This window comes from Cytobacillus sp. FSL K6-0129 (genome assembly GCF_038007625.1).
Classification (GTDB): Bacteria; Bacillota; Bacilli; order Bacillales; family Cytobacillaceae; genus Cytobacillus; species Cytobacillus kochii.
The window spans coordinates 1828715-1853781 of record NZ_JBBOXM010000001.1; the positions used below are offsets into that span (position 1 = coordinate 1828715).

Annotated in this window: 22 protein-coding genes; 5 read left to right on the forward strand and 17 right to left on the reverse strand. The window is 35.5% G+C overall.

From position 1 onward, the window contains the following. Positions 1-9: 9 nt before the first annotated feature. From MHI57_RS08960 to hutG, 4 genes are all read right to left on the reverse strand, one after another. Positions 10-1599, reverse strand: a complete 1590-nt coding sequence (locus MHI57_RS08960; protein WP_307316834.1) for an amidohydrolase — start codon at positions 1597-1599, stop codon at positions 10-12. Positions 1600-1711: 112 nt separating this feature from the next. Next, a complete protein-coding gene (gene mbcS, locus MHI57_RS08965) occupies positions 1712-3298 on the reverse strand; it encodes an acyl-CoA synthetase MbcS (RefSeq protein WP_322910342.1) in 1587 nt (528 codons plus the stop codon). Between the two features lie 305 nt (positions 3299-3603). Then, positions 3604-4809, reverse strand: a complete 1206-nt coding sequence (gltS, locus tag MHI57_RS08970; RefSeq protein ID WP_095372272.1) for a sodium/glutamate symporter — start codon at positions 4807-4809, stop codon at positions 3604-3606. Further along, positions 4806-5774 (reverse strand): formimidoylglutamase, encoded by a 969-nt coding sequence (gene hutG, locus MHI57_RS08975; RefSeq protein WP_340975917.1) that lies wholly within the window; start codon positions 5772-5774, stop codon positions 4806-4808. Before hutG ends, gltS begins: the two co-directional genes overlap by 4 nt. A gap of 154 nt (positions 5775-5928) precedes the next feature. On the opposite strand from hutG, the gene MHI57_RS08980 reads away from it, so the two are divergent. Beyond that, on the forward strand, positions 5929-6813 hold the full coding sequence (locus MHI57_RS08980; RefSeq protein WP_307316827.1) for a LysR family transcriptional regulator: 885 nt from the start codon (positions 5929-5931) through the stop codon (positions 6811-6813). Between the two features lie 53 nt (positions 6814-6866). On the opposite strand, the gene MHI57_RS08985 is transcribed toward MHI57_RS08980, so the two are convergent. From MHI57_RS08985 to MHI57_RS08995, 3 genes are all read right to left on the reverse strand, one after another. Continuing rightward, positions 6867-7067, reverse strand: a complete 201-nt coding sequence (locus MHI57_RS08985) for an alpha/beta-type small acid-soluble spore protein (protein ID WP_066191274.1) — start codon at positions 7065-7067, stop codon at positions 6867-6869. Between the two features lie 117 nt (positions 7068-7184). After that, the gene (gene thiI / locus MHI57_RS08990) at positions 7185-8390 is read right to left on the reverse strand and encodes a tRNA uracil 4-sulfurtransferase ThiI (protein ID WP_340975920.1); all 1206 of its coding nucleotides are present in this window, start codon (positions 8388-8390) and stop codon (positions 7185-7187) included. Further along, a complete protein-coding gene (locus MHI57_RS08995) occupies positions 8390-9532 on the reverse strand; it encodes a cysteine desulfurase family protein (protein ID WP_307316820.1) in 1143 nt (380 codons plus the stop codon). The genes thiI and MHI57_RS08995 overlap by 1 nt, the downstream gene beginning before the upstream one ends. 380 nt (positions 9533-9912) lie before the next feature. Between MHI57_RS08995 and brnQ the strand changes: the two genes are divergently transcribed. Continuing rightward, complete coding sequence (gene brnQ / locus MHI57_RS09000) at positions 9913-11256, forward strand: branched-chain amino acid transport system II carrier protein (protein WP_095372267.1); 1344 nt, start codon at positions 9913-9915, stop codon at positions 11254-11256. A 184-nt stretch (positions 11257-11440) separates the two neighbouring features. On the opposite strand, the gene ezrA is transcribed toward brnQ, so the two are convergent. Continuing rightward, entirely contained in the window at positions 11441-13138 is a 1698-nt protein-coding gene (gene ezrA / locus MHI57_RS09005; RefSeq protein WP_340975923.1) for a septation ring formation regulator EzrA, read from the reverse strand. Positions 13139-13447: 309 nt separating this feature from the next. Between ezrA and hisJ the strand changes: the two genes are divergently transcribed. After that, a complete protein-coding gene (gene hisJ / locus MHI57_RS09010; RefSeq protein WP_322910344.1) occupies positions 13448-14254 on the forward strand; it encodes a histidinol-phosphatase HisJ in 807 nt (268 codons plus the stop codon). Here the strand turns inward: hisJ and refZ are convergent. Beyond that, the gene (refZ, locus tag MHI57_RS09015; RefSeq protein ID WP_340975927.1) at positions 14240-14881 is read right to left on the reverse strand and encodes a forespore capture DNA-binding protein RefZ; all 642 of its coding nucleotides are present in this window, start codon (positions 14879-14881) and stop codon (positions 14240-14242) included. The genes hisJ and refZ overlap by 15 nt on opposite strands. Before the next feature lie 178 nt (positions 14882-15059). Here refZ and MHI57_RS09020 point away from each other — a divergent pair, with 178 nt between their 5' ends. Then, positions 15060-15539 carry a GAF domain-containing protein gene (locus MHI57_RS09020; RefSeq protein WP_095372263.1) on the forward strand — a complete coding sequence of 160 codons (480 nt, stop codon included), beginning with the start codon at positions 15060-15062 and terminating at the stop codon, positions 15537-15539. A gap of 60 nt (positions 15540-15599) precedes the next feature. Here the strand turns inward: MHI57_RS09020 and megL are convergent, their stop codons facing one another. Both megL and MHI57_RS09030 read right to left on the reverse strand, forming a co-directional pair. Further along, entirely contained in the window at positions 15600-16787 is a 1188-nt protein-coding gene (gene megL, locus MHI57_RS09025) for a methionine gamma-lyase (RefSeq protein WP_322910345.1), read from the reverse strand. 287 nt (positions 16788-17074) lie between these two features. Next, the gene (locus MHI57_RS09030) at positions 17075-18931 is read right to left on the reverse strand and encodes a sensor domain-containing diguanylate cyclase (protein ID WP_233435210.1); all 1857 of its coding nucleotides are present in this window, start codon (positions 18929-18931) and stop codon (positions 17075-17077) included. Between the two features lie 624 nt (positions 18932-19555). Here MHI57_RS09030 and rpsD point away from each other — a divergent pair. Beyond that, a complete protein-coding gene (gene rpsD, locus MHI57_RS09035) occupies positions 19556-20158 on the forward strand; it encodes a 30S ribosomal protein S4 (RefSeq protein WP_095372261.1) in 603 nt (200 codons plus the stop codon). A 258-nt stretch (positions 20159-20416) separates the two neighbouring features. Here the strand turns inward: rpsD and MHI57_RS09040 are convergent, their stop codons facing one another. From MHI57_RS09040 to MHI57_RS09065, 6 genes are all read right to left on the reverse strand, one after another. Then, positions 20417-20830: a MerR family transcriptional regulator gene (locus MHI57_RS09040; protein WP_095372259.1), complete on the reverse strand. Its 414-nt coding sequence runs from the start codon at positions 20828-20830 to the stop codon at positions 20417-20419. Between the two features lie 455 nt (positions 20831-21285). Continuing rightward, complete coding sequence (locus MHI57_RS09045) at positions 21286-22326, reverse strand: NAD(P)-dependent alcohol dehydrogenase (RefSeq protein WP_095372258.1); 1041 nt, start codon at positions 22324-22326, stop codon at positions 21286-21288. 429 nt (positions 22327-22755) lie between these two features. After that, entirely contained in the window at positions 22756-22986 is a 231-nt protein-coding gene (locus MHI57_RS09050; protein WP_328198123.1) for a hypothetical protein, read from the reverse strand. Then, a complete protein-coding gene (locus tag MHI57_RS09055) occupies positions 22983-23117 on the reverse strand; it encodes a hypothetical protein (RefSeq protein ID WP_340975934.1) in 135 nt (44 codons plus the stop codon). Before MHI57_RS09055 ends, MHI57_RS09050 begins: the two co-directional genes overlap by 4 nt. A gap of 381 nt (positions 23118-23498) precedes the next feature. Next, positions 23499-24461 (reverse strand): ketoacyl-ACP synthase III, encoded by a 963-nt coding sequence (locus MHI57_RS09060; protein ID WP_328198131.1) that lies wholly within the window; start codon positions 24459-24461, stop codon positions 23499-23501. A gap of 105 nt (positions 24462-24566) precedes the next feature. Continuing rightward, positions 24567-24908, reverse strand: coding sequence for a hypothetical protein (locus MHI57_RS09065; protein ID WP_095372256.1), 342 nt, complete (start codon positions 24906-24908; stop codon positions 24567-24569). Between the last annotated feature and the right edge of the window lie 159 nt (positions 24909-25067).

A 25067-nucleotide genomic window follows, 5' to 3' on the forward strand; every position in this document is an offset into this window, starting at 1 on the left:
AATAGTTTTTCAACTTTTTGTATAAACAATTTCCTCTGCCACCACAGTCATTTCTATAGAGATGTTGGGAATTTCTTGCACAGGAATGTTAAAGATATCTTCTTTTAAAATCGTAAAATCCGCTACAAACCCCTCTACAATCATCCCACGTTCATGCTCATGACTACATGCATAAGCACTTCCTCTCGTGTATAACCATACCGCCTCATAAGATGAAAGTGTTTGGTTGATATCATAAACGGTTTCATTCGGATCATTCACATTTGTTCTGGTAACTGCTGCATGTATACCTAGCAGAGGGCTTAGTGGTTCAATAGGTGCATCCGATCCACCTGCACATATTACACCCTCTTCTATAAGAGTACGCCAAGCATAGCACCATTTCATATACTCTTCTCCTATTCGATCAATTACCCAAGGAAAGTCAGATGAAACAAAACTCGGTTGAATATCAAGAACTAATGGTTGTTTTTTCGCTCGCTCAATCAGCTCTTCCGTTAATATTTGCGCATGGATGATTCGATCTCTATCTTTAGTATGTTGTGGATGTGCCTCTATTGCAGTTAAGGCCATTTCGAATGCTTGATCGCCAATCGCATGTATGGCAACAGGCATAGAATACGAACGAGCTTTCTCTACTAAGTTATTTAACTCCTCTTGTGTAAATATTGCTACTCCACTTGTTTCCTTATCATCTGCATATGGGTGACTTAATAAAGCAGTTCTTCCGCCAAGTGCTCCATCTGCAAATATTTTCATCGCACCAAATTCAATAAATGGATGTGGAGAAACCGCCTTCGCTTGCTGTTCATCGACCACCTCGTGATGAACGAGTAAGTGCGCTCTAAACGGAAGATTGCCCTCTTTTATCACCTTATTAAAAGTTTGATAGGTCTGTTCAAATCCACCGTAATAATTCAGGTCTTCTGTATGTCCCCCTGTAAGACCTAATCGGTGTGCATCACGAATAGCGGCTTTCATAGCCTTCAGCATATAAGCATCAGTTACTGACGGTATGACAGTTGTAATCAGCTCTTGTGCTTGATCCTTTAATAACCCATTCGGTTGTCCACCCTCATCTTTTTCAATTACACCACCTGAGGGACAGACTGTCGTTTTTGAAATGCCTGCAAGCGCCATTGCCATTGTGTTCACACTAATTGCATGCCTACATACTCGTTTAAGCATAACAGGGTGATCATTTACCCATTTGTCTATATCACTAGCAACGATAGGTTCTGCTTCATCCCAGAGATTCTCATTCCAACCCTCTCCAATAATCCACTCCCCAGGGTTGGCATCTTTACTATATTCTTTTAGAGCTTGTAAGCTCGCTTCTTTTGACGTGAATTGCGATAAATCAAGGCGAATAAGTTTTTCCCCATGACCAATTAAGTGCATATGACTATCAACAAAGCCTGGGAGCATTACACTACCTTTTAAATCCACTAATTTTGTCAACTCATGCTGATAGAGATGTCTCAACTCAGCTTCATTCCCTGTTGCAATAATTCGCCCTTCTCTTGTAAAAACAGCTTCAACATAATCATTTACTGCTTGCATTGTATACACTTTTCCGCCAAACCAAAGTGTTCCCATTCCATTTGACTCCTTTTATTATTTTTCTTCAGTATAACAAAAAAAGCACATTCTTCTATATCACTCAATATAAAAAGACAGAAGATTTTTATTTTCTTCTGTCTCTTTATATTTAGTTTGCGGTCGTTTTTGAAGCCTCTTGTTTTCGTAACTCTCTTCTCATAATTTTTCCTGAAGTTGTTTTTGGTAAATCGCTGACAAATTCAATTTTTCGTGGATATTTATAAGGAGCCGTGAGCTCTTTTACATGATGTTGTAAACTTGGAATTAGATTAGCATCATTTTCATCGACGTCGTCTTTTAAAACGATAAAGGCTTTAACTATCAAACCTCTTACTTCATCTGGACTACCTACAACTGCACACTCTTTGACGGATGGATGCTTCACGAGGGCATCTTCAACTTCAAATGGTCCAATAGTATAACCAGAGCTAATGATAATATCATCACCGCGTCCTTCAAACCAAAAATAACCATCTTTATCCATCTTGGCTTTATCCCCTGTTATATAATAATCTCCACGGAATTGCATGGCCGTTCTTTCAGGGTCTTTATAATAATTTTTAAATAGTGCTGGCGTATCAACATGGACAGCGATATCCCCTACTTCACCTACTGAACATGGCCTGCCGTCTTCATTAATGATCTCTACTCTGTTCCCTGGTGTTGGTTTACCCATTGAACCTGGTCTTAACCCCATACCTTTCGTGACACCTACAAGCAATGTATTTTCCGTCTGTCCATATCCGTCTCTTACTTCAAGCCCGAAATGTTTTTCAAAAATATCAATGACTTCTCGGTTCAAAGGTTCTCCTGCTGAAACAGCACTATGAAGCTTTGATAAATTATATTGACCAATACGATCTACTTTTGCCATTAAACGATATTCTGTCGGTGTACAGCAAAGCACATTCACTTCATAATCCTGCAAGAGCTGTAAATATTTTTCCGGTTCAAATTTTCCGTTATAAACAAAGCCTGTTGCGCCTGATCCTAATACGGAAAGAAATGGGCTCCATATCCATTTTTGCCAACCTGGACCTGCAGTTGCCCATACAGTATCCCCTTCCTCAATACCAAGCCAATGTGTAGCTGCAGTTCTTAAATGAGCAAATGCCCACCCATGGGTATGAACGACACCCTTTGGGTTGCCAGTTGTTCCCGAAGTATAGGAAAGAAAAGCCATATCGTCTTTCTTCGTTTCTACTATTTTAAACGACTCATTCGCTCTTTCCATTTCTTCATCTAAAGAAATCCACCCTTGCGCATTTCCTCCAATAATGAATTTTGGCAGATTTTCCGCTTCTTTTATCTCGTTGAATTCAGATACATAAGGTGCATAACTAATAATTGCTTTGACATCACCATGGTTAATACGATATTTTAAGTCTTTAGTTTTTAACATTTCTGAGCTAGGGATGACAACCATTCCTGCTTTAAGCGCAGCTAAGTATGTTTGGTAAGCTTCTACAAGACGAGGAATGATTACTAGAACAACATCGCCTTTTTCTAAGCCTTTATCCACGAAAACGTTTCCAATTCTGTTCGCTTTGTTCATTAATTGCTTATATGTAATTTCCTTTTTCTCACCCTGCTCATCTTCCCATTGAATCGCCAGTTTATCACTATTTTGCGCATAGTGCTCAACCTCTGAGACTAAGTTATAAACCTCGGGTGCTAATAAATCCTCTCGTTTCATCCAAAAATCTCTCCTTTTTCTCAAGATCTATGCGGAATTCAAGATGTCACTAATAATTATACTAAATTATTTAAATTATTTAAATAATTTATCTTTCTCTATCTCAATAGTTAGTTGATAAACACCAACTTCCCCTCTCTGAAATATGGGTAAATATCCCCCTTAACACTATCTTTTCTTTTTCACTTTAAATTCTCTTAATTACCAATATCTGAGTCCAAATTAAATTTATCAAAAAAAAACCGAGCTATATTCTCATCCCCTGAATGGAATAATTGCTCGGATTCTTCGTACAGTATGTTTGTTTAAGATAATAAATTGATGCTCGTTATGATAATCGGCATAGCAAAGACATCTATGAGAAAAGCCCCTACAATTGGTACAATTAAAAACGCTTTTGGGGATGGTCCATATTTCTCAGTAATGGCAGACATATTCGCCATCGCGTTGGGTGTTGCCCCAAGACCGTGACCCGTAAAACCACCGACCATTACAGCAGCATCGTAATCTTTTCCAAATAGCTTAAATAGAACAAAGATAGAGAACAATACGATAAAGACCACTTGAATAAATACAATGAATAGCATCGGAAGAGCAAGATCAGCAATTTCCCATAGTTTAATGCTCATCAGCGCCATTGAGAGGAATATACCTAATGTAATATCACCAATGAAATTGATTGATTTCATATCAATGATGCGTCCATTTACTTTATCGACAATATTTCTTACGATTACAGCAACAAACATTGCTCCAACATAGCTTGGTAATACAAAACCTGTTGCATTGGAGAATAACTCTCCTAATAATGATCCAACCGTCATACAAAAAGTAATAATGAGAACTTGTACCATAAAATGATTAGTAGAAGTTGGTGAATGATCTTTTTCCTCTTCTAATGTTGGAGCAATTTCACTGGCTGAATCACTTGATTGTTTAGGTGTTAATTTGTATTTATTGATTAAATACTTAACTGTCGGCCCCCCAACTAAACCACCAGCTATTAAACCAAACGTAGCAGCAGCTAATCCAGTGGATAGTGCAGACTCTATTCCTAATTCCTCAATGGTTCCGCCAAATGCCGTTGCAGCACCATGTCCACCTTCCATAGAAACAGCCCCCATCATGACACCTAGTAACGGTTCCAGACCAAGAGCGGTTGCTAGAGAAATACCAATTGCACTCTGACACAAGGCAAGTACGCCACAGGCAATCCAGTAGAAGATAAGTAGCTTGCCACCTAGCTTCACTAATTTAAAACTAGCCCCTAAACCAACCGTCGTAAAAAAGGTAAGCATAAAAATGCTTTGTAGTGATGTATCTAATTCAATGTTCATTAGCCCTGTTTGTTTTAAAATTAAAATAAGTAGAGCAAATAATAATCCGCCCACTACTGGTGCAGGTATACAATAACGATTTAACCATGTCACCTTTTTTATTAATACGCTACCGATTAACAAAAGGGCGACAGCAAGAAACAATGTTGAAATTGAATCTAAAGTGATGTTCATCTCTTTGTCCTCCTGTGAAATGCGCTGATTGCTTCACTCACCAATTGAGCTGCAACTGCTGCTGTTTGTCCATCTCTGTCTAATGAAGGATTAACTTCGGATATATCAAACGAAACCGTCTTATCATTATTTGTAACCAATCGAACAATTTCCCTTACCTCAAATGGAGTTAAGCCAAATGGAGATGGTGCACTTACACCTGGTGCGTAGGCAGAATTAACTGCATCCATGCACAGAGTTAACAGGCACACATCACATTCTTTAATAAAATTATTTATTACTTGTTTTGTTTCTTTTAAACCTTCCGCATGAATGGTTTCTTCTAGAATATAGGTTACACCTAGTTTGGAGGCAGTCTCGAAAAGAGAAGCAGTATTTCCTTGTTTTTGTATACCAAGGCATAAATAATTTGCATTTTCGTCTTGATCTAATATTTGTTTAAACATCGTACCCGATGACGGCGCTTCATCATATGATCGTAAATCAAAATGTGCGTCAATATTAATGATACCTAATTTCTTTTGTTTACCTATCGACTTCCTAACACCTAAATAATGACCGTAAAGTGTCTCATGACCACCACCTAATATGATAGGTGTAGATTTTTTATCGAGAATTAAGCGAACAAAATCCCCTAATTCTACTTGTGCTTCTTCCAACTGCTGACTATCACAAACCACATTACCAAAATCATAAATATTGGTATCAACATCATATGGAAAAGGTAATTTAGCAACTGCTTGTTTTATAGCATTTGGTCCCTCTTTCGCTCCTAGTCTACCGTTGTTTCTTCTTACTCCTTCTTCACATTCGAATCCGATAAGTCCATAGCTAGATATTTGCGTTTTATCACTCGGTGTGAGAAGATTTTCCGTTTTAATAACCTGATGGTATCTAAAACTCTTTCGATCTTCTAAAGAGTCAATTCTGCCTATCCATTGATCTTTCCTTCCTTGACTGTACATTGCGAACTCCCTCATTTTTATTAAATTTCTGAACTTTCTGTGTAGATACATTTAGAAACGTTTCGTATAAAAAAAGTATATAAAGAGTTATGCTATAATGACCAATACCAAATATATATATATCTATAGCTTTTAACTATAAGCAGGTGAAAAAATGGAAATAAGGAAATTAAAGTATTTTATTACAGTAGCTGATGAGCAGAGTTTTTCTAAGGCAGCACAAATTTTACATATATCACAGCCATCATTAAGTAATGCCATTATAAAATTGGAAAATGATTTAAAGATGGCGCTATTTAAACGAGATACAAGAAGCATTTATTTGACAGATATCGGAAAGGTTTTTTATCAAAGAGCTCTACATATAGTAAGACAATTCGAACATTTTCAACTAGAAGTTGCAGAAATGGCCGAAACAGGTGACGGTCATATTAATATTGGCATTATTGAATCTGCCAAGTTTTGGCTATTCAAAGTCATAAAGGAATTTAAAAATACCTATCCTGATATACACTTTCAATTTAATGAAGTACTTGGCCAAAAAGAAGTTATTTCTTCCATATTAGAAGGGGATGTTCATTTTACGATTACCAATCAGCCTATGCATAATCAATTAATAACTTCACACCCGCTTTATCATGAGCCTTTTATGTTAGCAGTTTACGAAACACACCCACTTGCTCGTAAAAATTCTGTAGAGCTCACCGATATTGCTAATCAGGCATTTATTATTAGTCGTGAGGGTTTCCAAACGAGAGGAGATGTGCTGCAAGCTTTTATGAAGGAACAGCTTTATCCAAAAATTGAATATGAAATCGAGCGCTTAGAAACTGCTTGTAAAATGGTTGAAGAAGGTTTAGGCGTGACTATTTTGCCTAAAAGCTATTTAGATTATAATCCTACACCTCATATTATTGGCTTGCCAATCACTTCTATTTTTCTTAATAGAACTGTTTACCTTGCTTATTTGAAAGACAGATCAATGACGCCTGCCATTCAAAAACTTTTAAACAAAATACGTCAATTTGAAGTTTTTTAAATATAAAAAAGGGCGAAGTGAGTACTCCGCCCTTTTGTAGCCATCATATTAAATTATTTTTGGTAACCACCTAATTGTTGTTCAGCCATTTGAACTAAACGTTTAGTGATTTCTCCACCAACTGAACCGTTAGCACGAGAAGTAGTTTCTCCACCAAGGTTTACACCAAATTCAGTTGCGATTTCGTATTTCATTTGATCAAGAGCTTGTTGTACACCAGGTACTACAAGGTTATTTGAGCTGTTGTTTGCCATGTGATTTCACCTCCTTGTGAGTATAGAATGTGTAGAATCACATGGCACTATGCAATAAATATTTGGTAATTGTTTCATTTAAATTTCTTTTTGTAATCTTTTTGTAATAAAGGTCGTTTAAAAAAGATCTTCCATCTCTTTTTCTATGTTTGAATTCGGCATAATAACAAGTTTTTCGGTATTTTCAACTGCTTTTTGAATATACGGCTCGAAGTCTGTATAGCTTTCAAAGTGTTGAACTTTTTCAAGCTTCGGCTTCGTTTTAGGTGATGAAGGTACAAATACGGTACAACAATCCTCAAATGGACGAATAGAAATATCATGCGTATCAATAGTTTGAGCTATGTCGATTATATCCGCTTTATCCATCATAATCAGAGGTCTTAAAATGGGTGTGCTAACCACCTCATTAATAGCATACATACTTTCCATCGTCTGACTGGCAACTTGCCCAAGACTCTCACCAGTAATAATGGATAATCCTTGATATTTTTCTCGTAGCGCGTCTGTTATTCTAAGCATTAACCTTCTTGTCGTTGTCATTGTATAGTTATCAGGAATTTGTTTTTGTATCAGCTGTTGTATTTCAGTAAAAGGAACAATATGAAGCGCCACGCCACCATTAATTCGAGAGAGCTTTTCCGCTAGATCAATGACTTTTTGTTTTGATCTTTCACTTGTAAATGGAGGGCTATAAAAATGAACAGCCTCGACTTCAATTCCTCTTTTCATGGATAAATACCCTGCAACAGGGCTATCAATCCCACCAGATAACATGAGCATACCTTTCCCACTTGAACCAGCTGGTAAGCCAACAGCTCCTTTAATATTCTCACATGAAATATAACTTGCTTCTTTTCTCATTTCAATAACTAAGTTTATACTTGGTTTTTTCACATCAACTGAGATAGAAGGCATATTTGTTAGTATATGTGCACCAAATGCTTGGTTAATACCAAACGTATCTAATGCAAAACTTTTATCTGCTCTTTTCGCAGTGATTTTAAACGTATCGCCTTCTTGATAAACCTTTTGAATTAATTGTAATGCCTTTTCCTTCATTGTATCTAAATCTTTTTCAACCTTCAAAACCGGACTAAAAGACTGGATACCAAAGACACCCTTTAATCTCTCAATAATCTCTTCATGTGGTTGGTCATTAAGCAGAACAAACATGCGATCTCTTTGCCCCTCGACCTTGATTTCAGGAAAATCATGTAGTACTCTCTTTACGCTTTTTCTTAATTTATCTATAAAATTTTTACGATTTCTTCCTTTAGTTGAAATTTCTCCATAACGAATTAATATTCTATCGTATTTCATTACGCTTTCATTACCTTTCTCAGTTGAAATATAGTGTGTTTCACTTCATGAATAAACTTTTCTACCTCATCAGCCGTTGTATGATAACTTAAACTCACTCTAACAGCACTCAAGGCAATTTCTTCTTTTACACCCATAGCAAGTAATGTACTACTCGCTTGAGCATGTTTAGATGAACACGCACTCGTGGTAGAAATATAAATATCATTCTCTTCCAAGGCATGAACAAAAACCTCTGACTTAAAGCCTTTAACAGAGAAATTAAGAATATGTGGGGCTGTCGCCTTTATTGGCGTATGGATAATGACATCTTCTATTTCACTCAATGCTATTCTAATTTCATTCATTAAATGAGAAAGTTTAGAGCTAGAGTTGAAATAATCATTAGTCATCCTCAACGCTTTAGCCATCGCGACAATTCCACCAGTATTTTCTGTGCCGCTCCTTAATTCACTTTCTTGGTTACCACCTGCAAGGAGGGGCATTAGGGTTACTCCTTGTCGTAAATATAAAATACCCGAACCCTTTAGGCCATGAAATTTATGGCTTGACATTGTACATGCATCAATACCAAATTCATATAACTCCAGTGGGACTTTGCCTACTGATTGAACAGCATCGACATGAAAGAAAACCTTAGGATATTCTTTTAATAAAGTTCCAATAGCTTTAATTGGTTGAATGGTCCCTATTTCATTATTGACATGCATAACAGAGACAAGAATCGTTTCTTCCTTTATAGCTACTTGTAAATCATCTAGAGAAATTCTCCCATCCCCATCTACAGGTAGATAAGTCACTTCAAATCCTTCTTTTTCTAACTGCTTCATTGTCTCAATTACAGAAGGGTGTTCAATGGTTGTTGTAATTAAATGATTGCCACGATGCTGATATTGTTTAGCAATTCCTTTAATTGCCATATTATTACCTTCCGTACCACCTGAAGTAAACAGCAATTCTTTTTCTTTTACTTTAAGCAATTGTGCTATCTGTCTCCTCGCTTGTTGCAATAGTTTTTCAGCTTTCTCACCAACTCCATGGAGGGATGATGGATTACCAAAAAAGGTAGAAGAAACTTTTACAAACGCATCAATTACTTCTTTATATGGTTGAGTTGTTGCACTATTATCTAGATAAATCATTACGGCTCCTCCTTGAAGAACACTTATGCAATTTTTAATCATAGCATAATTTTCGCTTAGATAGAAATGTTATTTGTATAAAGACGAAATGTAATTTCACTATTTTGTAAAAACAAATTATTACGATACACAACCGAAAAAAAATTTGTGTATTAATACAGGTTTTGCTTTATAATTTTGGGTTTTTAATTTATAATGAAAATAATTGGTTTAAAAAAACTCCGAAAATCTATTCCTTTCAAAGTTTGCCACCGTTATTTCAATATACCCAAAATTACAACATTTTTATAATTCGACACATTTCGTCAAAACCATGGTACTATAGTTTCTGTTGAAAATTTTATAGTGACTATTGACGAGCGACTTAGGGGGTAAATTGTATGAATAATAACACACTTTCGTTCAAACAAATCTTTTCAATAGGTTTAATGCTCTTTGCTCTATTCTTCGGAGCAGGGAATATGATATTTCCACCATTTTTGGGACAAGAAGCTGGTACTTCTGTATGGGTAGCAATTATTGGTTTCCTAATTACTGGTGTTGGACTACCACTCATTGCTGTTATTGCCATTGCAAAATCTGGTGATGTACAGACAATGGCAAATCGAGTTCATCCATTGTATGGATTAATTTTTACTGTGGCAATGTATTTAGTCATTGGTCCACTATTTGCCATTCCTCGTACAGGAACAGTTTCTTATGAGATTGGAGTATTGCCGTTTTTATCTGAAAACGCTGCCAATTCAATTTGGCCACTTTTAATATTCTCAATTGTTTTCTTCGTGCTTACGACTTTATTAGCTATGAATCCAGGTAAGCTTGTAGATGTAATCGGTAACATTCTAACGCCACTACTATTAATTATTCTAGCTGTAATTGTAATAAAAGCGATTATTTCACCAATAGGAGACCCTCAAGCTCCAACAGGCGCTTATGTAGACAGTGCCTTCTTTAAAGGGTTTATTGAAGGGTACTTGACAATGGATACGATTGCCGCTCTTGTATTTGGTATTATCGTGATCAGTTCAATTAAAGGCTTTGGTGTTACGAAAAAAGCTTCAATTACAAAGATTTGTATTGCCGCTGGACTTATTGCCGCAGCTGGTCTAGCCATTATTTATGTATCACTTGCTTATATTGGTTCTACATCTCCAAATACATTAGGTGTACAACCAAATGGCGGTGCGTTATTATCAGTAGCCGCACAATTTTTATTTGGTTCTGCAGGTGGTTATATTCTCGGATTTGCGATCATTTTCGCTTGTTTAACAACATCTGTGGGATTAATCTCCTCTTGCGCAGCTTACTTTAATAAACTTGTACCAAGTATTTCATATAAAAAGTTCGTTATTATTTTCTCAATTTTTAGTATGGCCATTGCAAACGTCGGCTTGACACAATTAATTAATTTCTCAGTACCAGTGCTAACATTCCTTTATCCATTAGCTATTGTGCTTATCCTTCTCACACTAATAAACAATGTATTTAAAGGAGCATCTATTGTATATATTTGCGCACTCATTCCAACAGGAATCATTAGCATAATTGATGGATTAAATGCAGCTGGTCTTGGGAGCGAAGGACTAAATAACACACTTTCTATCTTGCCGTTATTTAGTGTAGGTATTGGATGGCTTGTACCTGCTATCATTGGTGCAATTGTTGGTTTTATTATCGCTTTCAATACAAACCCGAAAGAACAGTTACAAACTCAAGAAGATTAAAAAAAAAGAAATAGTCACTAAGAAAAGCGAAGGAAAAGGGGCCTTCGCTTTTTTCTTATTGTTATTCATTTCTTTTGAGTTTTGTTCAGACAGTCAGTGCACTAAATTAAGTTCGTAATCACTTATAAACGAATGAAACAACTATAGCAAGCGAATTCAAACTAAAAAAACTGATGTAGCCACATCAGTTTTTTTCCTCTTCATTTATCCAATCTTTAATCTTCTCTAACGCTCCTGGTTCTACTTCTTCAATCGCGGTTGCTGCCAGTTCAAGTGCTGCTTTGTATTCATAATTCCTAAAGGCAAGCTCGGCATTCGTAAATTTTTCCTTTAACTCTAGGTGACGACTGCGATATCTATTACCATATTGAATGACCTTTTCAGTTAACGAAAATGTCTCTATCATATCCTCCGTGTATTCAACTGCTTTCTCTACTGATATTAAGGCTATTTCCATATAATCGTTAACAGAAGCAATATTTAGTGGCTTTTCTTCGAGTCGTAAGATGACCTCTTTAATCTGATCGTTTGCTTCTTTCATTACAAATTTATATTCTTCTGGTAAACCCGGAATATTACTTTTTGATACTAAGCGAGCTACGTCACTAACCTGCTTTTTTAAATCATTAATTTTTTCCCTAGCTACCATTTCGTCTTTACGTAATGCTTCTAATTTTTCACTAAAACGAGTTTGTTCCTCATTTATCATATCTAATTCTTCTTTTACAGTTGTCAATTCTTCTTTTAAAACTGTATGGGGGACTTTTTGTTCCTTGATTTTATCTTCCAATACTTCATATCTTTTGATGGCATTAGTGAGTAGCTTCTGAAGTCTGTCCTGTGTATCACTTTCCGTGTCTGGTACATGATATGTATCGGAAATAACTCGCATTTCTTCTATTAAATCCATATGTCTTTCACTACTATCAATCAAGAGATCTTTCGCCTTGCTTTCTTCTTTAGAAACGAAGTGTTTCGCCATAACTTCCTTTTCTAGCTGTTCATATAAACTATCAATTCGTTCCTTAATTTCATCTTGGAGTTCAGAAGCAGCTTTCACGTTTATCTCTTCAACTAACTCAATTATTTTTTTAACTTCTTCTTCGATTTCAGTTATATTCTTTTCTACTTGGAGGTGTTCGAGTAGGTACCCTTGCTCTTTCATCTCCTCAAACCCATCCTTTAATTCTGCTAACTGATTAGGCAATTTATTATTGACTTCAACTAGTAATACAGGAATTTGATCTATATGATCATTCATTTCTTCCATCTTTTGATTTAAAGCAAGAACTAATTCTCGTGCCTCAAGATAGTTTCCTTCATTTGTTTTTTGAGTATATAACTCGAATTCATTATGCATTTCACCTAGCCTATTTTCGAGTTGTTCCCCCGGCTTGCCATAGGCATGACGTTGTGTTAGTAATCGCTTTTTATAATTGCGGTATGTATCTTTTAACGCTTCCATTTCGAGGCGGTTCTTTTCTTCACTTCCTACTAACTCTTTTAGCTCTATTAAAATCTGGTCGATTTGTTCCTCTACTAGGTTCAATTCCGCTTCAATTTTATTTAAGCTTTCCTTTGCTTTATTGAACCGATATTTATCTATGTATTCTTCCGCATCAAATAATGTCGTTTCAACCTCAGGAAGCTGTGATGTGACGATTTCGTCCCAAGCACTACGCCATTTTTCAAATAATTTTTCTGTTTGACCTGTCATATTTAGTGCCTTCACCTTCGATAATTCATCCAAAACAGGGCGATCTATAATTTCAAGCTTCCATGTCTCTAGTCGATCCACTTCCTTGAAGTATTTCTTCTTAAAAAAATACCCTGTAAAATAAATGCATATGAAAACTATGAGTACACCAATTACATATCCCATCTGTAAAGCCCCCTGTTCTGTTACCGAACCAAATATATATACTTAAATTAATCATTTTCTTGTTCATTTCAATGCTTTTATGATACCATGTAAACGACATTTTTTGACTATTATTTTAAGATTTTATTGAAATAATTGGACAAAATTCGTATAATCAATCTTTTTACATCTTAAATTGACCAGAAAAACTTCTATTTCCCCGTAAAAATAACTGAATAAAGTTAAATCTGCACGTATAAATGATTATTTTTATTTATCTCATATATTGCACGAAATAACAATTATTTCGCTATAAAAAGGAGCTTTCACGTGAAAAAAGATGGTCATATTCATACGCCTTATTGCCCTCATGGAACAAAGGATCATATGAAACATTATATTAATAGAGCGATAGAGCAAGGCTTTACTGATATCACTTTTACTGAGCATGCCCCTTTACCTATTGATTTTATTGACCCGGCGCCAGCCAAAGATAGTGCTATGAAAAATAGTGATATTGCCAATTATTTAGACGAAGTTGAGCAGTTAAAACAACAATATAAAAAGGAACTCAATATCCATATCGGACTAGAAGTGGATTATATTGAAGGGTATGAAGACGAAATAACGGCATTTTTGAATAAAATCGGCCCAAGTATCGATGACGCCATCTTGTCTGTTCATTTCCTAAAAGGGGAAAATGGTTATCATTGTTTAGATTATAGCCCTGATGTCTTCCAAGATATGATTAATGAATACGGGTCTATCGATGCCGTATATCAACATTATTTTCGTACAGTTCAAAAGTCCATCTTAAGCGACCTTGGTCAGTATAAACCAACGAGAATTGGACATATTACTTTAGTTAAAAAATTCCAAAAAAAATTTCCCGTTGAACAGGAATTTGAAAAGGAACTTAGTGATATTTTGAATGCTGTTAAAGACAAGCACTACGAACTGGACTATAATGCCGCTGGGCTCATTAAGCCGCTATGTCTTGAAAGTTATCCTCCTGCATCAGTCGCACAAAAAGCAATGAGTATGGGCATTCCACTTGTATACGGCTCCGACGCTCATCAAGCAAAACTTGTGGGATACGGTTGGAGTAAATTAAATTCCCAGTTACAAAACATTTAGCAATGTCACCTGCTGCTCTTTTGGCTCTTTTCTACAAACAAAATGATCAATCCAAGCATGAGTCTCACGTACATACTTCTCCACAAAATAACTTTCATGGGGAACAAGGTAAAGCACTTCTGTTAAGTAATGACTATTAAGAAACGGCATAGTAAGCAGACTCTTCCATTGTAGGATTAAATACGCCGTCGTGTTTAAGTGGAATTCTTTCGTCTTGAATCCTTGTTCAAAGATTCTATTTAGATAATACTTTTCCTTTGTTAAATAAGTGGACATAATTTCTCGGACCATTTGCGAATCGATCGACATTTCTCTAATAATCAGTCTCGTTAATTGCACATTTTCAAATTGGAAATAAAGGATATTTTCAGCAACGGCCTTTAGGGAATGTGTCGGTCCTCGGTCTAAGAGATTAAACCCTTTCTCAATTTCTTGAATATATGCTTCATAATATTCCGTTAAACATTGCTCTAACAAACCATTTTTATTACCAAAATAATAGGATATATTAGCAACATTTGTTTTTGCTTTACTGGCGATATCCCTGACAGATGTTCCATTAAACCCTTTATGGTTGAAGAGATAGATAGCTGCATCAATTATTGCCACTTTAGCATTTTCTTTCATGCGCTCTTTCGCCTCCCTATAACAAGATTTTTGTTCAAATATCCTCTGTTCTTGTTATAATAAATCTATTCTTGCATAAAAGAGATTTTCCTTTTATTAATTGTCGACAAAGTCTCCCCTTTTAACCTATTTTATGGCATAATACCTTAAATACTTAAAGAAAGCATGGTGATGTATGATGTTTAACGTCGAAAATTATCAAGGAAATAAAGAAGAAAATTATCAACTAGTAATTAAGCAACTTGCTGCATTATTAGAAGGTGAAAAAAATACAATCGCCAACTTAAGTAATGCTTCTGCCTTATTAAATCAATTTTTAGACCGTACAAATTGGGTTGGCTTTTATTTAATGGAAGACGGAGAACTTGTTCTCGGACCATTTCAAGGATTGCCCGCATGTGTAAGAATCCCAGTTGGTAGAGGTGTTTGCGGCACTGCTGCTTCTAGACAAGAGACGCAAAGAATTGCAGATGTCCATGCTTTTCCTGGCCATATCGCATGTGATGCGGCTTCTCAATCGGAAATTGTCATTCCTATCGTAAAAGATGGAACATTATTAGGTGTCTTAGATATTGATTCTCCTGAAAAAGACCGCTTTGATGAAATAGATGAAAAGATGCTAGAAGCATTTGTAAAAGAATTAGTGAAGTTCTTATAATTTCAAGAAATGCGAACAAATAAGGATATATACATTTGTTCGCATTTTGATTAGATGATGTTATTTGAATTGATTTAACGCTTCAGAGAGATCTGCTTTAATATCTTCGATTGCTTCTAATCCCACTGAAAGCCGTAATAAATTATCTCCAATCCCCATTTTTTCTCTCTCTTCTTTAGGAACGACAGCATGTGTCATCGTTGCCGGATGTTGAATTAAAGTTTCTGCATCACCTAAACTTACAGCCACTTTAATTAGACTTAGATGATTCATCAATGCCTGCGCTTCTTTTTGTCCTCCTTTAATTTTAAAAGAAATAAGCCCCCCGGGTTGCTTCATTTGTTTTGCGATAATCTTAGCTTGTGGGTTATCAGCAAAACCTGGGTAATAAACCTGCTCAATTTTTTCATGATTTCGTAAAAATTCGGCAAGAATAGTAGCTTGTTGACTGTGTCGGTCTAATCGAATAGCTAATGTCTTGATACCTCTTAATAATAACCAAGCATCAAAGGGAGATATAATACCACCTATATCCTTTCTTGTATGTCTCGCAATGTCGTCCATCCACACTTTTTTACCTGCCACAATGCCAGCAATGACGTCTCCATGGCCACATAAATACTTTGTTGCACTATGGATAACAATATCACATCCAAATGAAATTGGATTTTGCAAATAAGGGGAACAAAAGGTGTTATCTACTACAACAGGGATTTGTTTTTCTTTACCTATTGCTGCGACCATTTCAAGATCAACAATATCAAGCGTTGGATTAATCGGTGTTTCAATGTAAATACAAGTGGTTTCTGGTGTAATACAACTCATTAACTCTTCTCTAGAGCTCATAGTAGAAAACTGATGTGAAATCTGGTACTTTTCTTCTAATAAATGCAATAGACCATATGTGCATCCATATACTCCTTGTGAGCATAAAATATGGTCTCCCGCTTTCGTTAATGTCATTAACACAGATGAAACAGCTGCCATTCCAGATCCAAATGCTAATGCCGCTTCTGCCCCTTCTAATTCTGCCATTCGTTTTTCTAAGATCTCAACAGTCGGGTTCCCTAAACGTGAATAGACATACCCTGCTTCTTCAGAGGCAAACCTGCGAGCACCTTCCTCTGCACTTGAAAATGTAAATGTAGCTGTTTGAAATAAAGGTGGTATTAAACTGCCGTTATATAATTGACTATCATAACCAGAATGAATACATTTGGTCTCTATTCTTTTCTCGTTACCTTCCAAGGATATCTCCTCCAGGATTATGATTGAAAACGCTTACAATAATAAAAGTACAAAACATTAACGTTTAAATATAAAAAAGATTCCTATAATTCAGAATATGCTACCACACAAGAATTTTCAACGATTATTATTATTTATCGGTGTCTAATTAAACAAAGAGGCTGGTATAAGTGGCGTTAACTAAATAGGATTGGGCGTTTGTGAACTAAGTGTCCAGTTTGGACATTAAAAGTTCTCATTCTAAACCCCATCTATTTAATTTCTATCCAACTAAACTAATCAACCTCTTAGTCTCTATCTTTTTCTAAAAAAACAACTTTATTTTTCCCTGCATTTTTCGCTTCATATAATGCTACATCAGCACGGTGAAATAAGGTTGCATAGCTCTCCTCTTCATTAGCTTTCCAATGTGACACTCCACAGGAAATACTCACATTTGGACTCGTTAATCGACTCACTTTTTCCTTTAACCTTCTAGCGATAGAAACACCGATCTTCGCATCTACATTTGGAAGATAAATCGCCAGTTCTTCTCCTCCCCATCTCGCGCCCACATCACTCGCTCTAATATGATGAATGATGATATCTGCTACTTGAATAAGAATATCGTCGCCGACTTGATGACCATATTCATCATTAATCATTTTAAAATCATCAATATCGATTAATATTAAAACACCTTTTTCATCACTTTTTAGTGAGTGTTCCACTTGATTATCCAAATAACTTCGTGAAAAAAGTTGCGTTAAGTGATCGGTTACGACTAACTTTTCTAATTCCTCTCTTAATAACGAATTCTTAAATGCAAGTGTTGTATGATGAATTAATGCTTGGAGTAATTTAAATGAATCAAACGGAAAGTAATAAGGCATAGGGTGCAAAATCACGACAAACCCCCACATATCCCCTAAGTTTCCCATTGGTACGGCCATAAGAGAACGGTAACTAGCTTTCATATAGGGAATCGTTAAATCGCCAATAAAGAGCGCATCTTTCTTCTCTAACATCAGTTTTTGCACATATGTTACAAAAGCTTTCGATTTCTTTGCAAAGAAGAAACTTGTGCTACCACTTAATGGAGTCCATTTTTCACCATCTTGAGACAAGAAAAAACCCACTTCTTCTGCATGAAATGATTTCTTTATTTGTTCTGTCATAAAATGAATCGTCTCTGTAAAACGCAAATCAGCATTTAATTGCTGTGATGTTTCATTTATAAATTGCAAATCACCAATTAATTGTTGTGACTGTTGATGTAATTGAATATTTTCAATGATTGCTCCTGTCATTTTCGCAATTAAACCAAAATACTTTTGATCTGCTTTAGGAATGGCATATATCCCTTTAGTAATCACTTGGAGAACACCATACACCCCCTGGCTTCCTAAAAAAGGAGCATATAGGACAATGTCAGTTGATGTTTGTTCTATTGTTACTTCGCCTGATACATACGCTTCAAGTGCGAGACTGTTTTCCTCCTGATAATCTAGATCCCTCACTGGTAATTGATTGATTTCTTCATAATCATGTGTCAACAATAAATAATATTGAAAAGAAGGATATAGCCTATCCAGAATTTTTAACATTTCACTTAATAATACGTCCAATTTTAATATTCTATGAAAACTAAAACGTTCGACAAATGCGAACAATTCCGTGTAATGCAGTTTTTCATCGTATAGCTCATTTATTTTACCTTTAAATAACACATAGGAACTCAAGACTTCTGTAAGCTCATTCATAAATGGTTGGCTCAACATAAATTGCTGATCCTCCCTTAGCAAAACCAAATACTCTGGTAAACCATCTAACCGCTGAAGGAAGAAGATGAGTAAGCATCCATCTTTACTCGAATAAGTTCCCTGTTTTTTATTAATATAGAATGGATGATCTTCACGATAAACCTCATCGATAGGAATAATAGCAGGTAAAGACAATAACTCAGCATGGTATTCTCCTTCAATGAGATATGCCCTTTTCCACTCATTTACGAAATAAAATCCCGCTGCTATACATCCTAAACTAGTAGCAACCTCTTTAACAAAATCATCAAATTGATTCTTAGAAATGTTCCCTTTATATATAAGGTCCAATATTTTACTTTTTATTTCTAGTAACGCTTTTACTTCATTTTCCTTATCCATAGTTATATCACCTATATTCAAAAGTGGTTTGTTTATCACCCACATTTTAGATAGAATATGTACTAAATCCAGATGTATAAAACAGACATAATTAATCGTCTCTTAAATGGTATGAAGATTGTCATTTTTATGACTTAACAAATGACAAAAAAAGATAATCACACTTAAATATATTTATTATTACACTTAGCTATTTTTTTCTATACTATAGTTCTTTTAACCTACTCCAAAACAGATACTTTAGAACTATATTATATCATATATTTTACAATATCAATCATTCTTTATTATAGTTTTTACTATGTTCATAAGGAATTGACTCATTTTCATTAATTGTTTTCAACTTACAACCTCGACATTGAAGATTACTGATTGACTACATATTACACTCAGCAAAACATTGACTTCTAATGAATAAAGATTGTATAATAGTCTTTGTGTAAAATATCGCAGCTTTTGTGTGTACTTTAATGTTTCATTTTGTTCCTCTAACAATCTTTGTTGATGGGGTATTGTGTAACCCTCTGCTGCGAGGGCGAAGATACTTGAAAACAAAATGTGCGTAAAGATGACCACAACTGTTTTTATTTTACCCAAATAAAAACAAAAAGGAGGAGTCATATTATGGCTCGTTATACTGGCCCAAGCTGGAAATTATCTCGTCGTCTTGGTATTTCTCTAAGCGGCACTGGTAAAGAATTAGAAAAGCGTCCTTACGCTCCTGGACAACATGGTCCTAACCAACGTAAAAAATTATCTGAGTACGGATTACAATTACAAGAGAAGCAAAAGCTTCGTCACATGTATGGTGTAAATGAACGCCAATTCCGTAACTTATTCGATAAAGCTGGTAAAATGACTGGTAAACACGGTGAAAACTTCATGATTCTTTTAGAATCTCGTTTAGACAACGTTGTTTATCGTCTAGGTTTATCTCGTACTCGTCGTCAAGCACGTCAACTTGTGAACCACGGTCACATCTTAGTTGATGGCAAGCGTGTAGATATCCCTTCTTACCGCATGCAACCAGGTCAAACAATTACTCTTCGCGAAAAATCTCGTAACCTTGATATCGTGAAAGAAGCAGTTGAAGTTAGCAACTTTGTTCCTGATTTCGTATCTTTCGATGCAGATAAACTTGAAGGTTCTTTCACTCGTTTACCAGAGCGTTCTGAACTTCCAGCAGAAATTAACGAATCTCTTATCGTTGAGTTCTACTCTCGTTAATATTAGCATTAAGCATTTTAATGCTAATAAACCCCTTGAAATGTTGTTAGATCAACATTTCAGGGGTTTTTTCGTTTTTATTTACTTTGCAAAACAGGGTAAGATAATGCTTTTTGGGACCAAGTTGGGGCCAAAAAATAATAGGAAGAGTGCCCGTTTGCTTCATATTATTACTCATTCTTCAAATCCCGAACATCGTACTTGACGGTTCACAAGGAATAAAAGAACTTACAGAATGACTTTGTCTTAGAACTATATTTAGTTAAAAGGAATTTCTATTTTATTATTTTTATGAATATCTTCAGTTCCGGAATCCAAAGCTGTTCTGTAATACCAACATTTATGCTTGATGAGTTCCATTGTCTTGTTTAATTCCTCTAGTTGTGATTCCACTATAGCTTTTCGTTCCATGAACATATCAAATCTTTGTTGCAAGGTGGAATCTCCTTCAGAACACCAATCAATAAAATTTTTTATTTCTTTAATAGGCATTCCGGTGGCTTTTAAACATTCAATTATTTTTAAAGCTTCGATATCGGATTCTTTAAACTGTCTTGTTCCCCTAGCAGTACGTTCTATAAATGGCATAAGTCCTTCTTTGTCGTAGTAGCGCAAGGTATATACGGTAAGATTCAATTCTTTAGCAACCTCGCTGATAGAATATGTCTTCATTATTACTCTCCGTTTCTTTATTTACGATATAGATTTCGAGTTAACTCTAGAAATGAAAGAAATTATATCATGGTATTTGTTGATTGGCAAAGTCATCTGTTCATTAGAAATTGGGTAAAAAGAATAAATGGGTCATTTTAGCTAGAGTTAACTGTAATATATAAGAGAAAAAAAGCAAGATTTGATATGAATAGAGGCTATTTTAAGATGAGTTCTTAGTTTAATCTGGTATAAGTGTTATAAAAAATGGATTAGGAATGATAGAGCGTCAGATTCAGAAAAGGTATATTTTGAAGAATACAGTAAATTGATGAAAAGCAAAAATTGGGATTTGTAAAGAAAAATTCAGAACATAGGTCTTAACGAACAAATAAAGACGTCTTTTTAGTTACTAATATTTAATTTTTATAGGGGTACCGCCATTGGCTGTACCCCATAAATATCGGTTACGTCATTCACATTGTACTGATGTCAATTACAAATCTATACTTCACATCGGAAGCTACTACTCGTTCATAAGCTTCGTCAATTTGATCAGCTGAAATCACTTCAATTTCAGGAGTAATATTATGTTTAGCACAAAAATCCAACATTTCCTGTGTCTCCCGGATGCCTCCAATCATAGACCCAGCAAATGAACGACGATGACCGATTAGATTGAACACGTTTAGTGACAGTGGTTCTGCAGGAGCGCCTACGTTTACTAGCGCGCCATCAAGATTGAGTAGTCCTAAATAGGCATCCAGATTAATCTTTGCACTTACCGTATTAATAATTAAGTCATAGCATCCAGCAAGTTTCTCGAATGTTTCTGGGTCACTTGTTGCATAGTAATGATCTGCACCTAACTTCAGACCATCGTCCATTTTCTTCAATGTTCGAGACAGAACAGTGACTTCAGCACCCATTGCATGTGCAATTTGAACAGCCATATGTCCAAGCCCCCCCATACCAACAATTGCTACTTTCTTGTTAGGACCTGCTCCCCAATGATTTAACGGAGAATATGTTGTAATACCCGCACAAAGTAATGGTGCTGCTACGTCAAATTCAATATTATCAGGTATTCTGAGTACGAAATCTTCCGATACGACAATGTGGGTTGAATAGCCACCTTGAGTGGGCTCCCCGTATTTATCAACACCTGCATAAGTATCGACTTTTCCTTTTAAACAATATTGCTCTTCTCCTTTACGGCAGTTCTCACACTCACCACAAGAATCAACCATACATCCGACTCCTACTCGGTCCCCAACCTTATACTTTGTCACCTCGGCTCCAACATCTGTGACGATTCCCGCAATCTCGTGTCCGGGTACAAGTGGATAGTTCACTGGACCCCATTCACCATGAGCAGTATGAATATCAGAATGACATATGCCCGCATATTTAATTTCTATCAGAACATCTTGTGAATCAAGATCACGTCTTTTAATTTCTGCAACTCTAAATGGTTTGTCTGGACCGTCTACTGCCCTTGCTTTAGCTGTTATCATTTGTTTAAACCTCCAATAATTTGATTTTAAAGAGAATTGACCTGTTTGTTTCTTACAAAACTAGAATAACCCCTCTAGTTAACTCTAAGTCAAGGTATAAGTTTATATGCAGAATCAAGCCAGCAAAATTATATAATAGTGATACTCCTTATGTGGAGTGTTTTGTAGGAATATACCTTTCCATTGTGTGAACAAACTAAAAATGTAAATACTTGTAAAAAGAAAGATGAGATGTATTTGATAAACAGAGTTGATGAATTTAGAAAAGGAGCGAGGTTTGAACCAAAGAGATTTCGCTAAAGCAATTCGTTAAGACAAACTGGCTAGAAGCGAATTTACTTAATTAGTAATTAATTTGTGAAAAGATGTTCTTTAAAACAAACAGCTGTTCAGGTAAAAAGCCCCTCTCGATTGAGAAGGGGCTTTTTACTAAAACTCGTCATAACTTACTAAGGAAAAGTCATCCTTATTTAATTTCCTTTTACAAATATCCATATAATCACAAACATTGTTCTTGAAGTTTTTTATAATGTCTACTAAGGCATCCTCAATTTTTAAGCCATATCCTACTGCTCCTTCAAAACCACCTAAAGGATCTTTTAGTTTTAGATTTGTATAACCAATAAAGGTATTAGATTCTTTTTGTTCATAGATTCTCACTTTAAAGGAACCAAAAGGAATTTGGTCACCTTCATATACTTCTTCAAAAAAAGATAAAGCAGAACTTCAAACTCAGCCACTAACTTTTCAATTGTATTAATTTTCTCTATATCTAAATCCCTCCAACTCATTCAATCCCCCCATTTTTTTTGGAGCTTAACATTTTACTTTCATTCTTTTTATATCTAACCATGCCGTAAACTTCACCTAATACATGAGTTCCAGAGTATTTCCCCCAAAGGAAACTGCTTAGGCAATTCACATATGGAGAACTTTTTTGGATTACTATATCAGGTAATGTATTTCAGAAAAGCACGCTACTCATTTGAGAAAATTAAAGGAGAGTAGATCATTCATTATATAAATAAACGCATAAAGAAAAAATGGCAGGTATGAGTGGTTCAATACCATGTTCATGCCAGCCAAATCGTTGCTTAATATAAAGCTCTAACTTTTAGGAGTCACTACTATATGTTGGTTTTTCTTTATTTAATAATGATATACCTCCTTGCTTAATACTTAAACAACATGGCAACCATCTCATGCCCCGCACCAATAGTCCAAAATAACACCGTATCGCCTCTTTTAATCCTTCCTGTTTCAATACCTTCATATAAACAAATAAAAGGACTACTTGTAGTGGTATAACCGTACTTATCACCTATGTAGATGATCTTTTCCTGTGTGATTTCAAAATGTGATTGTATTTTCTTAATGTTTGATAAAGCAAATTGAGAGAAACAGTAAGCATCTACATCTCCTATTGTTAGGTTATTTCTTTCAAGCAACTCTTCAATCATTTCACAAGCTACTGGAATGGCCATTGCTCCATCAAAAGGTAGGAAAACAATATTTTCTGCTTGTCCTCTCGTTTGAGAAAAACCTGCCTGCGGATAGACAATATTATCTTTATTCGCAGAATCCACTTCGAATATGGCATCAATAAAACCTGTTTCTTCTGTTGTTTTTTCTAAAATAAGAGCTGCTGCTCCATCAGCAAAGTTGGCAAAGGTAATCTCTTGCTGAGGGTGAGATATGAGGCTATTCGCATCCGATCCAATCACCAATGCTTTTTGCACACGTGGATTGGCCATCATGTAACGTGACACATTTTCCACTGTTAAAGTCATACCTGCGCAATTTGCATTACTATCATATATCATTGTATGATTCTTGGCACCAATGGCCTCATGTACATACATCGCATGACTTGGAAACGTCCTTTCAGGTACCTGTGTGGAAAAAACGATCAGATCTATATCCCCTCCAGCCATTTCAGCCTTAGTTAATACCTTTTTCGCTGCTTCTATTCCCATTGATAAGCTATTCTCCTTACTGTTATCAATGATGTATCGCTCTTTTCTACCCATGATTTCAAGGAAATGTGTAATATCCCTCCCTTGTTTCTTAAAATGTTCAATATAAAAATCATTTGTCACAACATTCTCAGGATGATAAATAGCTATTGCACGCATTTTAATATTCTGTTCTGTCACTTTCAATTCTCCTCTTGATATGATTTATTTTCCATATAAATAAGTATGAAGAGCTACCCAAATAGAATAGCTCTTCATACTTATTTAAGCCTCTTCAACACTCGCTTGTAAAAGACCCGCGTTTCTCGCCACTCTTGCCAATTGCATTTTGAGGACTACATTTTCCTTAATCGTATAGATGACTTTCTTGAAGCCTGTCTCTTTATACATTTTCATCACTTCTGTCAAATTATCAGACAGCTCTTGAGATAAAAGCTTCATTTCCGTACAATCAACAAAAAGGTCATAATCCGGACCATTGATAGGACCGATTTTTGCCACATATTCCTCAACAAAAAGCTTTGCATCCTCCATCGTCATCTGCCCTGCTACAGACATATTTACTATTTTACTTGCTTCATTCACATGAATCGTTGCTTTTTTCATTTTCCTATAACTCCTTATTATTTTTTACTCACAAATAGGTCTTTACACCCATAAATAAGTTATAAGACTATATCAAACTATTAGTCTACTATAATAATATCGGATGATTAATAAAAATTTTACTAGAATATAGGAAAATAGGCACAAAAAAAAAGCACC